This is a genomic window from Hymenobacter saemangeumensis (assembly GCF_039541835.1).
Taxonomy (GTDB): Bacteria; Bacteroidota; Bacteroidia; order Cytophagales; family Hymenobacteraceae; genus Hymenobacter; species Hymenobacter saemangeumensis.
Genome location: NZ_BAABGZ010000006.1, coordinates 91133 through 112681, shown reverse-complemented (window position 1 = coordinate 112681; position 21549 = coordinate 91133). Strand labels below are relative to the sequence as shown.

Annotated in this window: 17 protein-coding genes; 2 read left to right on the top strand and 15 right to left on the bottom strand. The window is 62.0% G+C overall.

Annotated features, from left to right (window positions below; all coding sequences use genetic code 11):
- Positions 1 to 19: 19 nt before the first annotated feature.
- Positions 20 to 691 carry a hypothetical protein gene (locus tag ABD919_RS00950; RefSeq protein WP_345232939.1) on the bottom strand — a complete coding sequence of 224 codons (672 nt, stop codon included), beginning with the start codon at positions 689 to 691 and terminating at the stop codon, positions 20 to 22.
- Between the two features lie 103 nt (positions 692 to 794).
- Here ABD919_RS00950 and serA point away from each other — a divergent pair, with 103 nt between their 5' ends.
- Together serA and ABD919_RS00940 are read left to right on the top strand one after the other, a co-directional pair.
- Complete coding sequence (gene serA / locus ABD919_RS00945; protein ID WP_345232937.1) at positions 795 to 2696, top strand: phosphoglycerate dehydrogenase; 1902 nt, start codon at positions 795 to 797, stop codon at positions 2694 to 2696.
- A gap of 119 nt (positions 2697 to 2815) precedes the next feature.
- Positions 2816 to 3238: a hypothetical protein gene (locus tag ABD919_RS00940; protein ID WP_345232936.1), complete on the top strand. Its 423-nt coding sequence runs from the start codon at positions 2816 to 2818 to the stop codon at positions 3236 to 3238.
- A gap of 9 nt (positions 3239 to 3247) precedes the next feature.
- On the opposite strand, the gene ABD919_RS00935 is transcribed toward ABD919_RS00940, so the two are convergent.
- From ABD919_RS00935 to ABD919_RS00870, 14 genes are all read right to left on the bottom strand, one after another.
- Complete coding sequence (locus ABD919_RS00935) at positions 3248 to 4663, bottom strand: D-alanyl-D-alanine carboxypeptidase (RefSeq protein ID WP_345232934.1); 1416 nt, start codon at positions 4661 to 4663, stop codon at positions 3248 to 3250.
- Positions 4664 to 4785: 122 nt separating this feature from the next.
- Entirely contained in the window at positions 4786 to 8508 is a 3723-nt protein-coding gene (locus ABD919_RS00930) for a hypothetical protein (protein ID WP_345232932.1), read from the bottom strand.
- Positions 8509 to 8586: 78 nt separating this feature from the next.
- Positions 8587 to 12441, bottom strand: coding sequence for a sensor histidine kinase (locus tag ABD919_RS00925; RefSeq protein WP_345232930.1), 3855 nt, complete (start codon positions 12439 to 12441; stop codon positions 8587 to 8589).
- Between the two features lie 79 nt (positions 12442 to 12520).
- Positions 12521 to 12799: a DUF983 domain-containing protein gene (locus tag ABD919_RS00920; RefSeq protein ID WP_345232928.1), complete on the bottom strand. Its 279-nt coding sequence runs from the start codon at positions 12797 to 12799 to the stop codon at positions 12521 to 12523.
- Positions 12800 to 12912: 113 nt separating this feature from the next.
- Positions 12913 to 13167 (bottom strand): hypothetical protein, encoded by a 255-nt coding sequence (locus ABD919_RS00915; protein ID WP_345232926.1) that lies wholly within the window; start codon positions 13165 to 13167, stop codon positions 12913 to 12915.
- 53 nt (positions 13168 to 13220) lie between these two features.
- On the bottom strand, positions 13221 to 13790 hold the full coding sequence (locus ABD919_RS00910; protein WP_345232924.1) for a DUF420 domain-containing protein: 570 nt from the start codon (positions 13788 to 13790) through the stop codon (positions 13221 to 13223).
- On the bottom strand, positions 13774 to 14451 hold the full coding sequence (locus tag ABD919_RS00905) for a hypothetical protein (RefSeq protein WP_345232922.1): 678 nt from the start codon (positions 14449 to 14451) through the stop codon (positions 13774 to 13776). The genes ABD919_RS00910 and ABD919_RS00905 overlap by 17 nt, the downstream gene beginning before the upstream one ends.
- Positions 14452 to 14454: 3 nt before the next feature.
- Positions 14455 to 14799: a cytochrome C oxidase subunit IV family protein gene (locus ABD919_RS00900; protein WP_345232920.1), complete on the bottom strand. Its 345-nt coding sequence runs from the start codon at positions 14797 to 14799 to the stop codon at positions 14455 to 14457.
- A 97-nt stretch (positions 14800 to 14896) separates the two neighbouring features.
- On the bottom strand, positions 14897 to 15667 hold the full coding sequence (locus ABD919_RS00895; RefSeq protein WP_345232918.1) for a cytochrome c oxidase subunit 3: 771 nt from the start codon (positions 15665 to 15667) through the stop codon (positions 14897 to 14899).
- 21 nt (positions 15668 to 15688) lie between these two features.
- Entirely contained in the window at positions 15689 to 16276 is a 588-nt protein-coding gene (locus ABD919_RS00890; protein ID WP_345232916.1) for a cytochrome c oxidase subunit 3, read from the bottom strand.
- Positions 16277 to 16415: 139 nt separating this feature from the next.
- Positions 16416 to 17267 (bottom strand): heme o synthase, encoded by an 852-nt coding sequence (gene cyoE / locus ABD919_RS00885; protein ID WP_345232914.1) that lies wholly within the window; start codon positions 17265 to 17267, stop codon positions 16416 to 16418.
- A gap of 51 nt (positions 17268 to 17318) precedes the next feature.
- Positions 17319 to 18443 carry a COX15/CtaA family protein gene (locus tag ABD919_RS00880; protein ID WP_345232912.1) on the bottom strand — a complete coding sequence of 375 codons (1125 nt, stop codon included), beginning with the start codon at positions 18441 to 18443 and terminating at the stop codon, positions 17319 to 17321.
- Between the two features lie 96 nt (positions 18444 to 18539).
- The gene (locus ABD919_RS00875; RefSeq protein WP_345232910.1) at positions 18540 to 20432 is read right to left on the bottom strand and encodes a cytochrome c oxidase subunit I; all 1893 of its coding nucleotides are present in this window, start codon (positions 20430 to 20432) and stop codon (positions 18540 to 18542) included.
- Between the two features lie 30 nt (positions 20433 to 20462).
- Positions 20463 to 21539 carry a cytochrome c oxidase subunit II gene (locus tag ABD919_RS00870; protein ID WP_345232908.1) on the bottom strand — a complete coding sequence of 359 codons (1077 nt, stop codon included), beginning with the start codon at positions 21537 to 21539 and terminating at the stop codon, positions 20463 to 20465.
- Positions 21540 to 21549 lie beyond the last annotated feature (10 nt).

Sequence of the window (21549 nt, the reverse complement as noted above, 5' to 3'; positions counted from 1 at the left end):
TCCTTCTGCCTTTGTCGGCCTACTGAATAGTTATTTTCGAGTACGTGAAAGCACCCGTCGCCTTACCGGCTTTCCATAATTTCTTCTTAAGGAAAAGCACATTTTCAGCCGTCCAAAAGGCTTCCGCCGGCTCCCAGGTTTTGGGTTGCACTTCCCATATTTTGCGCCAGATGTCATTTTTTAGTTGATAGAGTTGTATCACATTGGGCATTAGGTGAACTCCTAAATCAGCCGACTCTACCACGAAGCAGCGCATATCCGGGGAGAAATTCGGACCTCCCGGCAGGTGGAGCCTCTGCCCATTGTCACCAACTAAAATTTCTTCCCAACTGTCCCGCCCCGACTCACGGTAATTACCTAGTATTGAGTGCAAGCTGAGTTGCGGCCAATACCCGCCATAGCTGTATTCACTCTTAGCGTCGCTATAAATGTACTGTCCCATATTTTCTTCATCTCCTTCGGCTCCCAAGCCTCTATCCTGGAAAATGCTCTTCCCCTCTGCTGTAGGAATAACAATCCGGCCTGCCTGCTTTTTCAGCGGATACGTAACCTTTGGCTTGGTGTCGATGCGGCTTTTTAAGGCCCGCAGGTAGGCCTCTTTGCTGACGGATGCAACGGTAATGGTCTGCGCTAGAGCAGAATTGGCAGCCACCGTGAGTGACCAGAAAATCAATATTACCAGCTGTTTCATGTCCGAAAGAAGATAAGTACCGACAAGGTACTCCCTCACCCTGCCCCTCATAAAATCAGCTCAGCCAACTTGATTACCTGGGTCTGGGCCCATCTTTGCGCCCATGCCCGAGCCCAAACAGCCCCTGCCCTACCTCATCATCGACTTCGACTCCACCTTCACGCAAGTGGAGGGCCTCGACGAGCTGGCCGAAATTGCCCTGCAGGGCCACCCTCAGCAGGAAGACATAGTAGGCCAGATTCGCGCCCTTACCGACCGCGGCATGAGTGGGGAAATCGGCTTTCAGGAGTCGCTGAGCCAGCGGCTGGCGCTGCTGGGGGCCCACCGCCGCCACCTGGCGCCGCTGGTGGAGCGGCTGAAAGGCAAGGTGAGCGAGAGCATCCGCCGCAATGCCGACTTCTTCCGGCAGTTTGCCGGCCGCATCTACGTTGTCAGCAGCGGCTTCCGCGAGTTTATCGAGCCGGTGGTAGCCGACTACAGCATCGACGCCGAGCACGTGCTGGCCAATACCTTCACCTTCGACGAACAGGGCAACATCACGGGCTGCGACCCTGGCAACGTGCTGAGCCAGGACGGCGGCAAAATCCGCCAGCTGCAGCAACTCGACCTCGAAGGCGACGTGTACGTGCTCGGCGACGGCTACACCGACTACCAGATTCGCGAGGCCGGCCTAGCCAACCGCTTCTACGCCTACACCGAGAACGTGGCCCGCCCCCGGGTAGTAGCCCAGGCCGATTCCGTATTACCCTCGTTCGACGAGTTTTTGTACCAATTAAAACTTCCCATGACTCTTTCGTACCCCAAGAACCGCATCAAGGTGCTGCTGCTCGAAAACCCCGACGCCCGGGCGGCCGAGCTGTTCCGGCAGGAAGGCTACCAGGTAGAGGAAGTGCGCGGCGGCCTCGACGAAGAGGAGCTCATAGCGCGCATTGAGGGCGTCAGCATCCTGGGCATTCGCTCCAAAACCCAGGTGACGCCCCGGGTGCTGGAAGCCGCCAACCGCCTCATTGCCATCGGCGCCTTCTGCATCGGCACCAACCAGATTGCCCTGCCCGAGGCCATGAGCCGCGGCGTGGCCGTGTTCAACGCCCCTTTCTCCAACACCCGCTCGGTGGTGGAGCTCACGCTGGGCGAAATCATCGTGCTGGCCCGCCGCATTCCGGAGAAAAACCCCAAGATGCACCAGGGCGAGTGGGACAAGTCGGCCAGCGGCTCGTTTGAGATTCGCGGCAAAAAGCTGGGCATCGTGGGCTACGGCAACATCGGCGCCCAGCTGTCGGTAGTGGCCGAGGCCGTGGGCCTGCAGGTGCTGTACTACGACGTGGCCGAGAAGCTGCAGCTCGGCAACGCCGTAAAGTGCCGCAGCCTGGACGAGCTGCTGCAGCAGGCCGACATCGTAACCCTGCACATCGACGGCCGCCCCGAAAACACCGGCTTCATCGGCGCCCGCGAGCTGGCCCAGATGAAGCCCGGCGCCCTGCTCATCAACAACGCCCGCGGCCACGTGGTGGACGTGCCTGCCCTGGCCGACGCCCTGCGCCGCGGCCACCTCGGCGGCGCGGCCGTGGATGTGTTTCCCTACGAGCCCAAAACCAACGACGAAGGCTTCGAGAGCGAGCTGCGCGGCCTGCCCAACGTGCTGCTCACGCCCCACATCGGCGGCAGCACGGCCGAGGCCCAGCGCAACATCGCCGAGTTTGTGCCCGAGCGCATCATGGCCTACGTAAACACCGGCAACACCCAGCAGAGCGTCAACTTCCCCAACATTCAGCTGCCCTCCCAGCAGGCCCACCGCCTCATCCACATCCACACCAACGTGCCCGGCGTGCTGGCCAACATCAACAACGTGCTGGCCGCCCACCACGTTAACATCCTGGGCCAGTACCTCAAAACCAACGAGCTAATCGGCTACGTCATCACCGACATCGACAAGGAGTACGACCAGGAAGTCATCAAGGCCCTGCGCGGGGTGGAGCACACCATCCGGTTCCGGGTGCTGTATTAAGAAGAGCTTAGACGTTAGACATGAGACGTTAGACATTAGAAAGTTCTTTTGTCAGAACGATTCTAACGTCTCATGTCTAACGTCTACGGTCTAAACTTGAATCTCCTGCCAGCTGCCTTATGAAGCTCATCGCTGCCCGCCCGGAGTACCAGATTGCCGTGGAGCCCGACAAAAACCGGGTGTTCTACCAGAACTTCGGGGCCATGCAGACGGCCGTGCAGCTGCCTTTCTACCTGGCCGACTGGCACCTGACGCTACAGGAAGTGCAGCCCGGCTTCACCATCCTGGCCGACCTGGAGTTTGTGAACCAGACCGGCTCGGCGGCCTTGCCCCCGGTTTTTCAGGCGGCCGAAGAGCTGCTGCGGCAGCACGGGGTGCGCCTGGTGGCCGAAGTACACGTGCCAGGCGAGGCTACGCACCTGCTCACCGACGCCGTCAACATCGGCACCCTGCCGGTGCGCAGCTTTCTGGACCTGCTCGATGCCGCGCAGTACCTCGATGAGCTGCTGATTGGGCCTTCGCGCCCGTACTACCCAATGTAGCGCCGGACTTTACAGCCGGTTGCGCACCTCCCCCAGAATCCGCTGCATGGTGTTGCGCACGGGCTGGTCGTCGCCGGGGATGCTGTTGTTGAGCCAGCTCACGGCTAGCAGGCGGCCGCTTTTGGTGCGCACGTACCCGGCCAGGTTGAAGGTGTGGGTGAGCGTGCCGGTCTTGCCCCAGAACCAGGTGCCCTGGGCGTCGTGGTAGCGCTTGCGCAGGGTGCCCTGCCCGCCGCCGGCCGCCAGCAGGCTCAGCAGGCGCCGCTCGGGCACCTCGCGGTGCAGGCGCAGCAGCAGGGCATTGAGGCTGCGGGGCGTGATGAGGTTGAGGCGCGAGAGGCCTGAGCCGTCTACCCAGGGCAGGCGGTCGGGCAAGGAGTCGAGCAGGTGGCGGCGGGCGTAGCGAATCACGCGGTAGGGACTTAGCGAGTCGCGCGGGGGCCCCAGCCGCGTGGCGCACATCAGCAGCAGCTGCTCGGCCAGGAAGTTGTCGCTCACCCGCAGCATGCGCCGGTACAGCGAGTCTGCGGGCAGGCCGTGCAGCACCCGGATGGAGTCGCGCCCGGGGCGGGGCTTCCAGGCTTTGTTGACCACGGCCCGCCGCAGCGTGTCGCCCAGCAGGCGCAGCAGCAGGCTGCGGCTGGTGCGGAATGGCACCTCATCTATCCACTTTTTGGGCGCCGGAAAATAAGTAAACCGGTTTTCGAGCTGGGCCCGCATCACGTGCACGTCGGGGTCGTGCCCCAGCATATCCGCGGCTTCGGCGGCACTGGCCAGCGGGGCGAAATTCCGGGGCAGCACGCGCACCCGCTGGGGCACTGCGGGCACTTTGCCCCGGGCCGGCACCGGGGCGCTGGCATAGAAGCGCACGGTGTTGCCGTAAATGGGGAAGGCCGTGCGCTCGGGCTGGAAGTAGTAGTTGAAGTCGTCCCAGGCCCAGCTGGGGCCATATGCGCTGGGCGCGGCGATGTCGCAGTACGCCAGCATCTTCTCGGGCCGGCCGGCCAGGAAGTTGTAAGCCCGGCGCGAGGGCACGTCGCCGTGCAGAAAGCTGGGGTCGCCGGTGCCCTGAAAAAACAGGGTGTCGCCCCGGCTGAAGTAGCGCAGGCTGGGCAGGGAGTCGCCCAGCAGGCGCAGGCCGGTGTAGAAGCTCAACAGCTTCATGGTGCTGGCCGGGGTGAAGTAGCGGGCCTCGCTCACTTCGTGCAGCACCTCGCCGGTTACGGCATCGGCAATGCTCAGGCCCACCTGGTGCTGGCGCAGGGCCGGCGCCGCATTCAGCAGCGAGTCCAGCCAGGCCAGGCGCACGGCGGGCTTCAGGGAGTCGGCCGCGGGCGCGGCGGGCTTGGGATTCTGGGCGCAGGCCAGGGGCTGGGTAGTGCCCCAAGCCAGCAGGAGCAGAAGAAATACGGGTCGTAGCAGCACAGGCGGCAATTTACGCAGGGAATGGCGCTGGCCGGTTCTGAACAAGCCGGCAGCGCTGCGCTCTGCAAACCGGCCGGGCGGGGCGGCCGGGAAGGCGGCAAGCTTCTTTTTCTTGCCTGGTCTTAAAACAGCACTGCCACCTGCATGCGGCCGGTGTGCACGGCGTTCAGGCCATGAGCCTTACGGCCGTCGTAGGCAATGTTGATATTCAGGCCGTTGCTCAGGCGCTGCTCCAGGTTGATGTTCCAGGTGAAGTTGGCGCCGGGGCGCAGGGCGTTAAGAATTTCCAGGGCCACCACCGAGTTGGGGTTGCCGGAAAATTCCACCCCCGTGTAGCGCGTGGCTGCCGTGATGGTGCGCTTGCCCACCTGGCTGAGGCGGGCTTCCAGGCCCAGCTCGTCGAAGCTGCCGCGGGTGTTTTCGGCTCCTTCGTAGGTATTGCGCTTGATGGTACGCAGGTAGTTGGCCGTGAGGCGCAGGGAAGGCACGGGCTGGTAGCTGACTTCCGGCTCCAGGGTGTAAAACAGCAGGCGGTAGTTGCGGGTGGGCAGGTAGCTGCTGTTCGACTCCCGGATTTCGCGCCCGCCCGATACGCGGCCGGTAAACGTAGACGCCAGCGTGCGCCGCACCAGCAGGGTCTGGGTGCTGAAGTTGCGTAGGTCAGTGCCCTGCACGAGCTGGGTTTTCTGCTGGTTTTGCTGCAAGGTCAGCTCCGCCCCAAAGATGGGGCTGGAGCGGTTGAAGTACAGCGTATTGCGAAACAGCTGGTTGAAAGCCAGCAGCTCCTCGTCCTCTTTGTCGAAGCTAAAGGGACTAAGCCGCGCACCCAGGCTTTCATCGGTGGTGCGGCGGTCCACGGCCACGCTGCTCAGGGTTGAAAAGCGGGCCAGGACTGCCCGTACCCCGCCGGCATCGCGCCAGCCCCGGGGCGCCGCGGTAGTGAGGCGGTAGCTGAGGCGGTTGGAAAACGCCAGGATGTAGTCGTTGGTAGGCAGGTACACCTTGATGTAAGTTCGGAACTGGGCGTCCGGCGTCTGGGCTTCAAAGAATTCGTCTTTGTCCTGGCGCCCGTCGCCGTTGGTATCCTGGTAATAGTGCGTGCCTTGCCCGGCAGGAACCGACAAAAAGGAAAAGTCACGCTTCAGCTCCCGGCCGGTGGCCACGCTGTAGGTCAGCTCCGAGCGCACCTGGTTTTGCAGCAGGCCCAGGTTGTAGCTGAGCTGCCCCAGCACGGTGCGCGCCCGGGCCGAGTCGCGGGCAGCCAGGTCGCGGTAGGTGGCCAGCAGGCGCAGGTCCTGGTTTTTGCCGATGCGCGACGCCAGCGTGCCCTGCCAGGTCTGGGCCTCGCCCCGCATCTGCAGGTTGGTTTCCTGGCGGTTGGGGGCCTGGTCGCGGCGGTAGCTGTAGTCGAGGCGGAAGCGGGTGCGGGCCGTGTCGTGGCTTTCCACAAACACGTTGTGCTCGTCGAAGTAGTTGGCCGAGCGAATGACCTTGCTGGTGTCGGAGCGCACGATGTTCTTATCGAAGCGGTAGGCATAGCCCGGCACCAGGGGGCCGCCCACGAAGCGGCCGGTGGCTTCGCCGCGCAGCCAGTCGGAGTGGGCCCGCCCGGCGGCCGAGCTCAGCACAAACAGCGAGCCGCGCGTTTCCAGGCGCCCTACTTTCTGGGCGGCCTCGGCCCAGTGCTGCAGCCCGCTCACCTCGCCCGGCCGGAAGCGCCGGCTGAGGCGGTAGCTGACGTTGTTAGCCCCGTCCTTAAACAGGCCCACGCTGGCATTGAAGATGTTGTCTTCGCGGGCCGTGCCCACGTTGCCGTTGCCCTGCACCGTGCTGCTGGCACTCCAGTTGCGGTCGAACTCAATGTCGCGGTAGCGGTCGATGGGCGCAAACCGGGCCTGGGTGTACTCATAGTCGAGGGCCGAGCGCAGGCGGTAGCGCCCCAGAAAGCCAATACGGCGGTCCTGCACCGCGTAGCCTACGCGCAGCGCCCCGCCCTCGTCGCGCGCCGGCGAGAAGCGGTTGCGCTCCAGGCGCGAGCTGGCCAGGTCCACAAACACCGCCGTGCTGCTGTCCACCTGCAGGCTGGCCCCGGCGCTGACGAGGCGCTTGAGCAGGGGCGTGGGCAGGCGGCGCACCGCCCGGTAGCGGCCCAGGCCAGGCCCCACGTACTTGTACACCCGGCCGTTCACGTTCAGGTCGGTGGTGCTCAGCTCGTAGTCGCCCTGCCCCTGCCCCACGTCGGTGAAGCGCACCGTGTACACCGGGCGCAGGGAGTCGGGCGGGTAGGTGTACACGCCCGTGGCCGGGTTCAGGTTGTACTGCACAATGCTGCGGCTGTAGGGCGTGCGCTCCCCGCCGGGGGCCTCGGCCACGCCCACGTTGCCGGCGGCGCGCAGAATCTCCCGGTCCTCGTCGCGCAGGTTGAGGTTGGCGGCGTTGTCGGGGTTGTCGGCCTCCTGGTAGTAGTTGGCCCGCAGGTTGAGCTTGCCCACCTGCTGGTAGTGGCTCAGGGTGTAGAGCGAGCGGGCGTAGTTGAGGTCGGAGTACTCAAAGTCGATGCGAATGCGGGTGTTGCGCGTGATGAGGTGGCGCGGCGTAAACGTGACCTCGGCCAGGTTGTAGTCGATGGTGTAGTCGGCGTCGAAGCCCCGGGTTTGCAGGCGGCCGTCGAGGTACACGCGCTCGGAGTTGGCCAGCACGATGATGAACTGCTCGCCGTTGGGCCCGCTGAGGCGGTAAGGCCCCTGCACGTTCTCAATGGGCGTGACGGCGATGCTGGCAAACTTGCCCTTGGCCACCCCGCCCGCGGCTGAGGTGGAGGAGCGCCAGGGCCCCAGCCGGCGCGGACCGGGCCGGGCACCCAGGTCGCCCACGCGGGCGGCGTCCTCGGCATTGGTGCCCGCCGCGCTCGGCAGCTGCCGGTTGGGGTCGGTCAGCTGGGGCTGGCTGATGGCCGGCGGGTTCAGGGTTTGGGGCAGGCTGCTGCCGGGGTACTGGTTGATTTGCCCGTTGGTGAAGGGGTTGTTGGAAACGCCTTGGGCCACGCCGCCGTCCAGGCCCAGCAGGGGCGGGCCGAAATTGGCCTCAGCCGCCGCGCCCTGAATGTTTTTGTAGTAGCGCAGGAAGTAGTCGGGCCGGTTGCGCAGCACCACGTCGCCGGCCGTCAGGTTCCAGTTAGGGTTGACCAGGGTGATGTAGATGCGGTCGAACTGCTGCAGCTGCTGGGTGTTACCCTCGGGCTGAAACGGCACGCTCTGGTCGCTGATGGCCGCCGTGAGCTGGATGTTTTCCGTGAGCTGGCCCTCCAGCTGCAGGTTCAGGGCCGAGTTCACGAACACGTTCTGGGTGTTGCCAAAGCTGATGCCCCGGGCCAGGTTGCCGGTTTTGTTGATGCCCGGCGTACTCAGAATCTGCTCTTGCACCGAGAAGTCCTCCACCCCAAACGCCCGGCGCGGAAAGTCAATGCTGTCCATCTCCCGGCGCGAGCGGTGGAAGCGCGGCGCCGTTAGCTGCAGGGGCAGCACCCTGTAGCAGAGCAGCACCGAGTCGGGCCCGGCAGCGGCGCGGCGCAGCAGCCGGTAGGTTTCCGTGCGCGGGTTATAGTCCACGGAGCGCCCATCGGCCACCACCGACGATGGCACGATGGTGAGCGTGTCGGTAAGCGTGAAGCGGGTGGTATCCCGGCCCGGCGTGAGCCGCAGGTAGCGGCAGCGCCGCGTGCTGGGCGGGCCGGTTTCTTTTAGCGCCGGTTTCTGCTGGGCCAGCGCCTGTTGCGGCAGCAGCGCCCATGCTCCCATGACGAGCAGGCCCATCAGGGTAAAGCACAGGCGGTAGCGAAGCATCATGCAGCAAAGGTCGTATCTGGGCAGTAACGTGACTGGGAGCCGGTTTCGTGCCAAGGGCGGCACACTTTCCTGCCTTCATTAGCCCGCCAGCGGCAGCTCAATAAAAAACACGGTGCCCTCCCCTACTACGGTATCAAACCAGATTTTGCCACCGGCACTTTCAATGCCGCGCTTGGCCACGGCCAGCCCAATGCCCGAGCCGCTTTCCTTGGTGGTGAAGTTGGGCACAAACACCTTCTCGCGCACTTCCTCGGCAATGCCGGCCCCGTTGTCGCGAATGCTCACGCGCACATTGCCCTCACTCACGGCAGCCAGGGCCACTTCGATATAAGGTGCCCGCCCGGCCGGCACGGCCTGCCGCGCATTTATCAGTAGGTTGTTGAAGGTGCGCACTAGTAGGTTTTCATCAGCAAAAACCGTGTAACGGCCGGTTTCGGCATCGTCAGGCAAGCTAAGGACCAGGGAGCCGTCGGCGGCGTCGGGCTGGTGCAGGCCGGCGCAGCGGCGCAGAATGGCGGCCACATCCAGTCGCTCGGGCCGCATGGCGGGCAGGTTGGTGAAGGTGCTGAACGAAGTGGCAATGTCGCTCAGCACGTCAATCTGGGTGATAAGCGTCTGGCTGATGCGGCTGATAAGCTCCTCGGCGTTGGGGCGGCGCTCGGCAATGGCTTTCTGCAGAAACTGCAGGCTCAGCTTCATGGGCGTGAGCGGGTTCTTGATTTCATGGGCCACCTGCCGGGCCATCTCGCGCCAGGCCGCCTCCTTTTCCTGGGCCGCCAGCTCCTGCTTACTGGCTTCCAGCTTGGTGAGCATGGTGTTGTACTCGCGCACCAGCAGGCCAATCTCATCGTCGGTGGAGCGGTAGGTGAGCAGCTCGTTGTTGCCGGTGAGCGTGGTGTGGGTCAGCTTTTCGGTGATGAGCTTGAGCGGGGCCGTCAGCTGCCGGGCGGCCACGAAGGCCAGGCCCAGAAACAGCAGGAACATCACCGTGAAGATGTTCAGGATGGTCGTAAAAAGCTCCGTCAGCTTGGTGTTCAGCTCTTTTTCTGAGTCGAAGAAGGGAATGCCCACGTAGCCGACGATGGGTCCCGTGGACGTGGCCGTTTCCTCGGGTGTGGCCGGCTCGGCCTGCGCCAGGGGCTCGGCGGTGGCCGTAGCGGGCGAATGAACCAGCGCATGGCCGGCCAGGTCGGCAGCTTCGCCGGCCGCGGCCCGCACGGGCAGGTAAAGGGCATTAAAGGAAAGCGAGCCCGCCTGCTCGGTCAGCAGGGCCCGGGGCCGGCCCCGCTCGCCCAGGGCGGCCACGGCCTGGGGGTTGAGCAGGGGCCCCAGCAGGCCGGCTTCAAAAATCAGGGGCTGGCTGCTGGCCAGCAGCTCGCCGTGGGCATCGTAGAGGTTGAGGTCGGTTTCGGTGAGGGCCGCCACGTTGCGGGTAAGCCGGGCCAGGGTCATGCGGGCCGTGGTATCGGCCATCAGGTGCTGCTGCCGGCGCAGGCTTTCCAGGGCCAGCTGCCCGCGCCGCTCGTAGGTATGGGCCAGGTCGCGCTGGTAGGAGGCAATAAGCTGGCTGGCCGTGGCCACGCTCACCACCAGCAAGGGCACCACAATGCCCACGTTGAGCAGCAGCTGAATGCGGGTACTGAAGTTGAGCCGGAAGCGCAGGGCCGCCCGGCCGCGCAGCAGCACGTAGAGCCCGCCCAGCAGCAGCCAGAAGAACGCCGCCAGCAAAAACTGAAACGAGAAGTTGGCCAGCCAGTCGGCCAAAGAGTAGGTGGCCGTAGTCACCACGGCCGTGCGCTCCTGTGAGCCCCGCACCGCCAGGTGGTGGAAGCCGCCCAGCACCAGCCCGTCGGTGTACAGCCGGGGCTCGGCCAGGCGGGCAGCGGGCAGGCGGTTGGCGTAGTCGAAGTCGCCCTCGCTGTACACCAAGCGCCCGTGGTCGTACCCTGCGTAGCTGAGCTGGGTAGCCAGGCCGGGCTGGAAAAACTTCTGGTCAACAAGCAGCTCCGGCAGCACGCTGTAGGATGTCAGCTTTTTCAGGGTGAGCTCCACCAGCACAGTGCCCAGCGCCGGCCCCATGCCGCCGTCCTGCGGCCCCCCAGCCGCTGCCAGGGCCACGTAGCGCCGCGAGCTGAACGAGTTGCTGGAGCGCAGCAGGTACACCCCGGGCTGGTCGGTTTGGGTGGCATTCTGCCGGAGGCGGGCCAGCGCATCGGTCAGCGGTGCTGTGCCGGCCGGGGCTGCGAGTGGCTGCCCGGCCGCGTCGTACACCGTAATAGTGCTTTCGTACTTATCGAAGTAGTCGCCCAGGTACTGCCGGGCCACACGGCGCCTGACGGCCTCCGGCCGGCCAAACGCGCCCGACAGCGAGCGACGGATGAAAGGGTCGGCCGAAATCTGGCGGATACGCTCGCCCAATAAAAACTCGCCCTGCAGGTCGTTATCCACGAGCAGGTTGCCTGCCAGCCGCTGCTTATCCAGCAGCAGCTGCTGCTCGAAGTGCGCATACAGCGCCAGCGCCCCGGTGGCCGACGACAGCGCCAGCAGCAGCACCAGCAGCACCGAGGCCTGGTAGTCGCCGGCGGTGGGCACCGACCGCAGCCCCACGGCCCGGACCAGGGCCGCAAACAGCAGCAGCACCCCGGCCAGCAGCACCCAGGCGTGCCCCAGGGCCAGCCCCACGCCCAGCGCAGCCAGGGCCAGCAAGGCCGGCAGCAGCAGCAACATCCGTCGCGGCACATGCTGCAGCACCGGGCCGCCCAGCTGGGTGAGCAGGAACAGCACCGTCAGGTAAGCGCCGGTGTGCAGCAGCACTGCCAGCGCCAGCACGGCCCGGAAGCTGGTTATCTGCATGCTGCGCGTGACATCCAGGCTCAGCTGGGAGCTGCCGAAGGCATCGCGGTAGTAGAGAAACAGCATGCTCAGCACTGCGCAGAAGGCCAGTCCCACTCCCAGCAGGGCCAGGGCCTGCCCTCCCCGGCTGCGCGGCGCCGCCACGCGCTCCAGCACCCGATGATGCCGCCAGAGCAGGGCAATACCATAGGCAACAACCAGGGCGAGCAGAGCATTCAGCAGCAGGTCGCCCAGCGAAGGCGCCCACCACGAAGCCGCGTAGATGCGCGGGTCGAACAGCGGCAGCTCAATAAACGAGTACGGCAGCCCCAGCTGCAACAGCGCCACCCGCAATAGCACCAGGGGCAGCACCAGCGCGGCCACTGCGGCATTTCCGCGCCCGGCCTGCCACCAGCGCCGGCCCAGCAGCAGCCAGCCGGCCGTGTACAGCCCTATGCCCAGTACCAGCAGCGCCAACGGCACATACTGCCCCGTAAGCGGGTTGGGCTGCAGCCGCCGGATGGAAAAAAGATAGCGCCCATCGGCCGCCTCAAAGCGGGGCAGGCCGCGGGCGGCGCTGTCGGCCACTACTTTCAGGTCCAGCCCCCGGAATAGCGCCTGCTCGTCGCCTTCGCGCAGGTAGCGGTTGCTGATGCCATAGTGGCGCTCCAGGGGCAGATACGTCAGAATCAGGTAGCGCCCGGCCATGCGGCGCAGCAGCAGGAAGCGCCCAAACTGCGCTTCAATCAGCCGCTCAGCGGCCGGGCCGGCAATGGCGTCGGCCTCTGGCCGTAGCGTGGCATCGGACCAGTACCGCAGCTGCCCGTTTTCCAGGATAAATGTCGGGTAGGTGCTCTGCGCCAGCAGCCGACGGAAGCCATAGTCCCCGCGGGGCAGCTGCGCCGCGATGGTATCGGCTTCGCGCCGGGCCCGGTTCTCCGCGTCGCGCACCAGCTTTTGCAGGCGCGCGACGTCGTTGCGCTGCACCACGCCCGGTGTTTGGCCATAGCGACTGGCCAGGTAGCCTCCCGCGAAGCACAGGGCCGCGGCAAGCAGCAAAATCCAGGGCAGCCAGCGTAAGGTTGGTATCGATTTCTTCAAGTTGAGCACTGAAAAAAAGCGCAACAAAAATGCCGCCAATTGGCGGCACTTCCTGGCTTACATTGGAATTTAAGCCCAACTAGCTACGCTGGTAGCGGGGGTCAAACTGCGTGCCGCCAAAGGCATAGAGCATCAGGGCCCGGGAATAGCGGTAAAGCAGCGGCGCGAGGGGCAGTACCACGGCAGCTACCGAGGCCACATACACCCAGGCCGGCGGGTCGTTGGCCAGGAAGTTAAGCCCCATGCCGGTCAACAACATTATCAGGGTAGAAAACCCGGAGCTGATGTACATCGCCCCATAATAGAAGCCGGGCTCCGGCTCGTAGTACAGCGCGCACACCGGGCAGGCGGTGGGCATTACGGCGAACTTCCCCACGCTCCGGGCCGGGTAGCTAAATAAAGTCCCGGTATGGCAGCGGGGGCAGCGTAGCTTGAGCAGGGCGAGCGAAGTGGAGCGTACCGGCTCCACCGCTACGCCCGAACTGGCTTGGGGTGGGTGCGGCGGTACCAGAAGTAGCCCACGGCGCCCATCAGGATGTATGGCACCGTCATCATGTACAGAATGCCCTTGTTCAGGCCCGACACATCGTAGTCGTCGCTTTCCTGCTGGGCAGCTTCCACCTGCGTCTTACACATCACGCATTGGGCCGAGGCTGCCAGGGGCGCAAGGCTCAGGCCCAGCACCAGCAGCATGCCCAGCATCGCAATAAAGGCTGACTTTTTCATAACAAACTCAACACAAATAAGCGGGCAAAGTTCTTAGCTGACGCCGTTTAGCATCAGGTATAATAAGGCGAAATCATGAAGTACACGATTACGCCGGTTACGGATACATAAAGCCAGATGGGGAAAGTCCAGCGGGCAATAGCCTTGTGCTTGGTGTACTGCCCGGTGAGGGCGAAATACAGCGTAAACAGCACCAGCCCTACCGTCACCACCGCCAGGCAGATGTGGGTCAGCAGCAGGAAGAAGTACACGTAGCGTACGGCTCCTACCCCGCCGAAGTGAGTGCTGGCTACCTGCGAGTGGTAGGTAACGTAGGATAGCAGAAACAAGCCGCCCAGGGCGAATGCCGTGCCCATCATGGCGCGGTGCCGCAGCACCTGGTTTTGCCGGATGAAGTAGTAGCCCAGCAGCAGGCATACGGCCGTCAGCGAGTTCAGCACGGCATTCACCGCCGGCAGAAACTTCACCTCGGCGCCGGGAATACGAAAGGTCTCCGGGAAGTAATACAGCACGGCCACCAGCAGCGGCACTACCGCGCCGAGCACGCCCATGATGATTTTGTAGCGGGTATAATCGGCAGGGGCCAGCACAGGCGGCCGCAGTTCTTCAGTGGGGGTGCTCATAATCGTAAAGCTGCACGGTAATTTCAGTGAGAAGCCGGTCTATTTCTCGGCCATCCGTTCCATCGTAGATGCCACGCACCCGGCGGTTACGGTCTACCAACAACAGCCGGCCGCCCGGCAGGTTTCCGGCAAAGGCCGCGGTGCCGCCAATGCGCTTGGGGTTGGCGGCCAGCCGGAACTCCTGCTGAGCCAGGCGGGCCAGGGTGTCGGCCGGGCCGGTTAGGAAAAACCACTTGCCGGCAATGGTGCCGTACTTTTCCGCCAGGGGCGGCAAGGCTGCCTCGCCCTGCTCCTGCGTGTTCAGCACGATGGTTGCGATGCGCAGCCGGGGTTCCCGCCGAAACTTTTCCTGCACCCGCAGCAGCTCCCGCGCGGCCTGGGCGCTGGCCTCGTCGTTGGCATAAAACTGCACTACATAGAGGCCCTGCCCCAGCTCTGTGCTGCTTACCTCACGGCCCGTGGCGGCCTTCAGCCGAAACGGAGCGACCTGGTGAAAAACAGTATCGCGCTGCCACTTCCCGTCGACCTGGGTGGAGTCCACGCGGTCGGGCAGGTAAGTAGGCAGCGCGAAACGGTTGGAGCCGAAGCGGTACAGGAAGAGGAATGCCAGTACCGGCACCAATAGCAGGAGGCCCAGCAGCAAAGTGTGGCGGGGCCGCATCCGCTATTTAAACATGTTTTGCAGCACTTCGCCGATGAAGGAGCCTTCGGTGATAAGGGCCACGAGCAGCCAAATCAGCAGGGAAGTGGGGATGAGAATGGTCCAAATCAGGCCCTTGGTTTCATGCTTCAAGTGCATGAACTCGGCCACGATAAAGAATGCCTTGAAAATCGTCAGGATAATGAAGATGGCATTGCGCAGGGTACCCGCGTTCATGAAGAACACAAACACGAATTCAACGGCAGTAATACCTACCAGTACCCAGAAAGTCCGCCAAATCCAGCCGGTATTCGGCTTGGCAATTTCGCCCTCAACGTGGGCGTGGTTGTTAGTTGCGTGAGAAGCCATTTTAGAGGGGAGTTATGAGTTATTAGTTATGAGTTATGAGTTATGTTCTGAGGGCAAGCCCGCTTCATAATTCATAATTCATAACTCATAATTCTTTTTAAACGAGGTAGAAGAAGGTGAATACGAATACCCACACCAAGTCTACAAAGTGCCAGTAGAGACCAATCTTTTCCACCATCTCGTAGTGGCCCCGCTTGTGGAAGGTGCCGTTGGTGGTGGCGATAAAGCACCAGATGAGCAAGCACACACCCGAGAACACGTGGGTGCCGTGGAAGCCCGTGATAAAGAAGAACAGGTCGGCAAATAGCACCGGCCCATACTGGTTCATGGCCAGGTTGGCGCCATGGAACACCGTGCCGTCGGCCATCATCAGCCCTTCGTCGGTACCGCCGATGAAGTGGGTCCACTCCCAGGCCTGGCTGGCCAGGAAGGTCGAGCCAAACAGAATAGTCCAAAGCAGCCATTTCTGCACATCGGCTTTGTCCATCCGGTGGCCCGCTTCTACCGCCAGTACCATAGTCACCGAGCTGAAGATGAGAATCATCGTCATCAGGGCCACGAAAGCCAGGGGCAGGTCTACGCCGTGCAGGCCCGGGAAAGCGTTGAACACCTTGTCGGGCACTGGCCACCAGCGGGTGCTGAATACAAACTTGCCGGTACCGGCAAATACTTCGTGCTTGTGGCGGATAAGGCCGTAGGTGGTCAGGAAGGCGGCAAAGGTGAAAGCATCCGAAAGCAGGAAGAACCACATCATGAGCTTACCATAGCTCGCTTTGAAGGGTTCGTTGCCACCATCCCAGGTACCGGTGCGCGGCGCGTCGAGGGTGGAGGTCGCAGATATCGGCTGCGTAGAGGCAGTATGGGCCATAGCGGACAGCAAAAGGTCGTTTTAGTGGTTCAAAAGTAGGAACAAATACAGGTACAACCAAAGGCCGCCCAGGAAGTGCCAGTAGAGAGAGGCGTTGCCAATGGAGAGCATGGCCCGCGAATGCACCTGATACTTAAGGGCACGCGCCAGCACTACCGCCACGAAAATCAAGCCCGTAATCAAGTGAAATGCGTGCACACCCATCAGCACGTATACGAAGGAGCCGGAAGGATTGGCATCGGCCCCGCCAAAGAAGGTGCGGCCCTCTACCAAATCGCCCCAGCTGATAAACTGACCGATGAGGAAGGCTACCCCAATCACCAGGGTTGCCAGCAGGGCCGTCTTCAGGCGGCCGATTTCATCCTTTTTAGCGGATAGATAGGCCCAGTGCATCGTGGCGCTGCTAAGCGCAATGATGATGGAGTTAATGAGCAGCGAAGCCGGCAGCTCAAACTCCCGCCAGTTGCCCTCGTCACGGCGCACGATGTAAGCGCTGGTGTACGCAGCAAACATCATCACAATGCTGAATATCAGCAGAATCAGCACCACCCGCTTGGGGTGCCAGCCGAGTCCGATTTCCTTGCCGGTTAATGCTTCCGAAGTATTCATAATACTGAAAAAATTGTTGGATTAAGTGGCTGAAAGAGCAGCTTCCGGCACCTGAGACTCCTGGTTTAAGCCGCTGCGTTGCGCGCAACACCAAGCCCGGACTCCTTTGCTCTATCCCCGCTATGTAAACACCGCTACCCTATATTTTGTCCAAAACCAGCGCAATTTGTACGATGGGCAAATACAAAAAAGAAGCGAACATGATACTAAGCGCCGCCTTGCGCGACTGCGTTCGCATCAGCTGCAGCGTAAGCATCAAAAAGAGTACGCCGCATACTACAGCCACCAGCGCCGATACCCGCCCGGAAATGCCAAATTCCAGCGGCAGCAGGCTGAGGGGAATCAGCAGCAGCGTGTAAGTCATTATCTGAAAGGCCGTGCTCATGTCGCGGTTGCCGGGCGAAGGCAGCATCTTGAACCCTGCCCGCTTGTAGTCCTCGTCGGCAACCCAGGCAATGGCCCAGAAGTGCGGAAACTGCCACATAAACTGAATGCCGAATAGCACCCAGGCCTGCAGGTCGACGTGGTTGGTGGCGGCCACCCAGCCAATCAGCGGCGGCAGCCCCCCGGGAATGGCCCCTACGGCCACGCACACCGGCGAGATGGTCTTCAGCGGCGTGTAGATAAAGCCGTACAGAATCAGGGAGAGCAGCGACAGCGCCGCCGTGAGTGGATTGAACACGGTTGCCAGCAGGCTTAAGCCGGCCAGGCCCAGGAGCACGCAAAAAATCCAGGCTTCGTTGGTCGAGAGAATGCCCAAGGGCAGCGGGCGCTTGGCGGTGCGGTTCATGAGCTTGTCCAGCTCCCGCTCGTGAATCTGGTTGATGATGTTGGCTGAGCCCGTCACCAGCAGCCCGCCCAGCATCACCAGCAGCACCTTGGTCCACTCAAAGTCGCGCGGCGCCAGCATGTAGCCAATGGCGCTGGAAAACGCCACCGTAAGCGAGAGCCGAAACTTGAGCAGCTGAAAATAGGCGCGGGCCTTATTCATCAATCGGGTAAAAAGTACAATCCTTCAGCCTCAGCCAATCGGGCCGCAAAGTTACGCAACAACCCGTTGGGCAGCACCCTTTGGCGCAATCATTTGCCCTGCCTTCCCTACCTGACGCACGGCAAGCAGCAGTAAAAACTGAATGCCAAACAGCACCGTGGCCAGCGTCAGGTGTACGGGCTGCACAATGGCCGGTAAGGCAAACTCTGCTAGAATAACGCCGGCGGCTATTTCCAGCCCAATAAGGGCCAGCATGGCCACCACCAGCCGCCGCAGACGCTTTTCACCTATCTGCCATACTTCGTAGCTCACGTACACGTTGGCCAGCAGCACCAACGCCGAGAACGTGCGGTGCAGGCTGAATGCTCCGCTCAGCTTAGCCACCCAGGTTTCACGCCCCGCATAGTCTGCCGCAGCCGACACCATATCAACCTCCTCGCGCACCTGCGTGCCCAGCACGATTTGCACAAACGTAAGCAACAGAACCGTCCATAGCGCCAGCTGCAGCGAAGCGGTGCTATGGCTTAAGCTACCGGCCTGCAACTTGCCAGCGCTACCATCATGCAAGGCCCCGCTCCTACCCTGCCGGACCCGGTCGACGGCATAAAGCAGCATGGCCACAATCACCAGGGCCAGCCCCATGTGTATGGTCACCATTATGGGCAGCAGGTTGGTCGACACCACCAGCGAGCCCAGCCAGCCCTGTACCCCCGTGAGCAGGAAGCTACCCATTGAAAGCCAGAATACGGCCGGGTCTGCGCGCCTAAAGGGCAGCGCAAAGAGTAGGGTTAGAAAGACGAAAATGCCAATGAGTGCCCCCAGCACCCGGTTAACGTACTCAATCCAGGTTTTTACCGGGTTAAAGTCGGTTTCGATGTACTGCGTAGGATGAGAGAAGATGTCGCCGGCCACCTGCGAAAAGCCCAGGCGCTGTAAGGTGCGGGCCAGCTTCTGGTTTTTGGTCACGCGCTGCGCGGTATAGATTTCCTTGTAGTTGGCCGGCAGCTGGCTGATGTGCGTGGGAGGCACCCAGGTGCCAAAGCACTTGGGCCAATCGGGGCAGCCCATGCCGGAGCCGGTGCTGCGTACAATGCCTCCTACCAGAATAAGCAGGTACACGGCCACGACTGTCAGCAGGCCCACAAAGCGGAAGCGGCGAATTGATGCGTCTTGCATAGGGATACTAAATAGAAACCGGAGACTGCCCCTAGGGGCAAAACAAAAGCGGGCCGCCGGTCAGGCGGCCCGCTTCGGGACTAAGTCAACGACTGGCTAGTCGTCCTGCTCCTTTTCGTAGGGCAGGTTCGAGGACTGCGTCTGCGAGTAGGGAATGTGCTGGGGGATGAAGTCTGCCTCCGAGCCCGGCTTGCTGTAGTCGTAGGGCCAGCGGTACACGGCGGGAATCTCGCCGGGCCAGTTGCCGTGGCCGGGGATGATGGGCGCTGTCCACTCCAGGGTAGTCGAGTTCCAGGGGTTCTGGGTAGCGCGACGGCCGCGGAAGATGCTGTAGAAGAAGTTGAAGATGAAGATGAACTGACCGAAGAACGCCAGAATTGCCGCGATGGAGATGAACTTGTTCATGTCGGCAAACTGCGAGAAGGCATCGAAGCCGGTCCAGGCGTAGTAGCGACGGGGGAAACCGGCGATGCCTACGTAGTGCATGGGCATAAACACCAAGTACACGCCGAGGAAAGTCAGCCAGAAGTGGATATAGCCCAGCTTCTCGTCCATCATGCGGCCAAACATCTTGGGGAACCAGTGATACACACCGGCAAACAGGCCGAAGAAGGCCGAGCTGCCCATTACCAGGTGGAAGTGAGCTACCACGAAGTAGGTGTTGTGCATCTGAATGTCGAGGGTAGCATTACCCAGGATGATACCCGTCAGACCGCCCGAGATAAACAGCGACACGAAGCCGATGGCGAAGAGCATGGCCGAGGTGAAGCGGATGTTGCCGCGCCAGAGCGTAGCCAGCCAGTTGAACACCTTCACCCCCGAGGGTACGGCGATAATCAGCGTCAGGAACATGAACACCGAGCCGAGGAAGGGGTTCATGCCCGTCACGAACATGTGGTGAGCCCACACGACGAACGACAGCAGCGAGATGCCAATCAGCGAGCCAATCATGGCGCGGTAGCCGAAGATGGGCTTACGGGCGTTGGTGGCCAGTACCTCCGACACCATACCCATGGCGGGCATGATTACGATGTACACCTCGGGGTGGCCCAGGAACCAGAATAGGTGCTGGAACAGAACCGGCGAACCGCCCTGGTTGCTCAGCGCCTGACCGGCGATGTAGATATCCGACAGGAAGAAGGACGTACCAAACGAACGGTCAAAAATCAGCAGCAGAGCCGCCGAGAACAGCACCGGGAACGACAGGATGCCCAGGATAGCCGTGAGGAAGAAAGCCCAGATGGTGAGGGGCAGCTTGCTCATGCTCATGCCGCGGGTACGCAGGTTGATAACCGTAGTAACGTAGTTAACACCGCCGAGCAGCTGCGACACAATAAACAGCGCCATCGACACCAGCCACATGGTCATGCCCATGCCCGAGCCGGCAATGGCCTGGGGCAGCGCGCTCAGCGGCGGGTAAATCGTCCAGCCGGCTGCGGCCGGACCGGTTTCAATGAACAGGGAAACGAACATCACCACGCTCGACAGGAAGAAGAACCAGTACGAGAGCATGTTCATAAAGCCCGAAGCCATGTCGCGGGCGCCTACCTGCAGCGGAATCAGGAAGTTCGAGAAAGTACCGCTCAAACCAGCCGTGAGCACGAAGAACACCATGATGGTGCCGTGCATGGTTACCAGCGCCAGGTAGAACTCGGGGTCCAGCTTGCCGGCGTTAATCCACTTGCCCAGCACGGGAGTCAGCCACTCCAGGGTGGCTTCGGGCCAGCCCAGCTGCAGGCGGAACAGGCTCGAGAGCGTGCCCCCCAGAATTGCCCAGAAGATACCCGTAATCAGGAACTGCTTGGCAATAACCTTGTGGTCCTGGCTGAACACGTACTTCCACAGCCAGTGCTGGTCGTGGTGCTCGTGGTCGTGCTCGTGTTCTCCATGATGCAGGTGGTCGCCGTGCTCGGTGGAAGGCACCAGCGTGCCGCGTCCACCTTGCGCCTGCGCCTGACCCTGCGCGTCGGAATGAATATCTACAGCCATATCTGACAAAAAAAGAGCGTTAATTATGCGTTAGTGGGACATGCTGGCCAGGGGCGCCGGAGCAGCTTCTGCCACTTCCGCCGGCTTGGCACTCTGAGAAACCACAGAGTTGGCTTTCTGTTTGAAAGCCGCCATGATGTCAGGGTTTTGCTCAGCAAACGACTTCTGAGCGGCATACCAGTTTACGTAGTCGTCTGGCTCGTCAACCACGATGTTCACCTTCATGGCGAAGTGGCCACGGCCGCAAATCTGGTTGCAGGCTACCTCATAGTTGAAGCCCGGGTTGCCCAGCTTGGCGCGCATCTCGTCGGTCGTCATCGTAGGCGTAAACCAGAAGCGGGTAGGCATGCCGGGCACGGCGTACATCTGCACCCGGAAGTGGGGCGAGTACACGGCGTGGAGCACGTCGCGTGAGCGGATTTTCAGCAGCACCGGGTGGCCCTTGGGTACGTGAATCTCAGCGGCAGTGAAGTCGTCCTGGGCCGCCTTGTCGTTCAGGTCGAAGCCAAACTCGTTGGTGGCGTCAATCAGGCGGTAGTTTACCACGCCCAGCTTCATGTCGCGGCCGGGGTAGCGCACCAGCCAGTTAAACTGCTTGCCCATTACCTCTACTACTACCGACTCTTTGGGAGCAGGGCCCGTGATGCGGGTCCAGGCCTTCCAGCCGGCGAAAATCAGCGAGGCCATTACCACGGCGGGGATGATGGTCCAGATTACTTCAATCTTGTTGTTGTGGGCGAAGAAGTAAGCGCGGCGGCCTTCCTTGTGCTGATACTTATAGGAGTAGAAGAACAGCAGGACGTGGCAGAGCACGAAGGGTACTGCAATAACAGCCATCGTGGTCCAGAACATCGTTTCCATGGCGTGGCCGTGAATCGATGCAATGGGCGGATTCATCTTGTTGAAGTTTTCCGCAAACGAATAGGCAAACCACAGACCGCCGCCAATCAGGAACACCAGGAACAGCACGGCATTCACGCTGTTGCTCATGCCGATGTCGCGGGTGAACGTCCCGGAGAAAATAGAAGTCAGAATCTGTAGGCGGAACAGCAGGCCAAATACGACCAGCAGTAGCACCAACACCAGTAAAATGGCAAGAGCAGTCATTGAGTTTTTA

Bases quoted from the DNA above. Each gene is read 5' to 3' on its own strand.
- ABD919_RS00950 (WP_345232939.1), bottom strand. From the start codon at position 691: ATGAAACAGCTGGTAATATTGATTTTCTGGTCACTCACGGTGGCTGCC.
- serA (WP_345232937.1), top strand. From the start codon at position 795: ATGCCCGAGCCCAAACAGCCCCTGCCCTACCTCATCATCGACTTCGAC.
- ABD919_RS00940 (WP_345232936.1), top strand. From the start codon at position 2,816: ATGAAGCTCATCGCTGCCCGCCCGGAGTACCAGATTGCCGTGGAGCCC.
- ABD919_RS00930 (WP_345232932.1), bottom strand. From the start codon at position 8,508: ATGATGCTTCGCTACCGCCTGTGCTTTACCCTGATGGGCCTGCTCGTC.
- ABD919_RS00920 (WP_345232928.1), bottom strand. From the start codon at position 12,799: ATGCCCACCGCCTGCCCGGTGTGCGCGCTGTACTACGAGCCGGAGCCC.
- ABD919_RS00915 (WP_345232926.1), bottom strand. From the start codon at position 13,167: ATGAAAAAGTCAGCCTTTATTGCGATGCTGGGCATGCTGCTGGTGCTG.
- ABD919_RS00910 (WP_345232924.1), bottom strand. From the start codon at position 13,790: ATGAGCACCCCCACTGAAGAACTGCGGCCGCCTGTGCTGGCCCCTGCC.
- ABD919_RS00905 (WP_345232922.1), bottom strand. From the start codon at position 14,451: ATGCGGCCCCGCCACACTTTGCTGCTGGGCCTCCTGCTATTGGTGCCG.
- ABD919_RS00900 (WP_345232920.1), bottom strand. From the start codon at position 14,799: ATGGCTTCTCACGCAACTAACAACCACGCCCACGTTGAGGGCGAAATT.
- ABD919_RS00895 (WP_345232918.1), bottom strand. From the start codon at position 15,667: ATGGCCCATACTGCCTCTACGCAGCCGATATCTGCGACCTCCACCCTC.
- ABD919_RS00890 (WP_345232916.1), bottom strand. From the start codon at position 16,276: ATGAATACTTCGGAAGCATTAACCGGCAAGGAAATCGGACTCGGCTGG.
- cyoE (WP_345232914.1), bottom strand. From the start codon at position 17,267: ATGAATAAGGCCCGCGCCTATTTTCAGCTGCTCAAGTTTCGGCTCTCG.
- ABD919_RS00880 (WP_345232912.1), bottom strand. From the start codon at position 18,443: ATGCAAGACGCATCAATTCGCCGCTTCCGCTTTGTGGGCCTGCTGACA.
- ABD919_RS00875 (WP_345232910.1), bottom strand. From the start codon at position 20,432: ATGGCTGTAGATATTCATTCCGACGCGCAGGGTCAGGCGCAGGCGCAA.
- ABD919_RS00870 (WP_345232908.1), bottom strand. From the start codon at position 21,539: ATGACTGCTCTTGCCATTTTACTGGTGTTGGTGCTACTGCTGGTCGTA.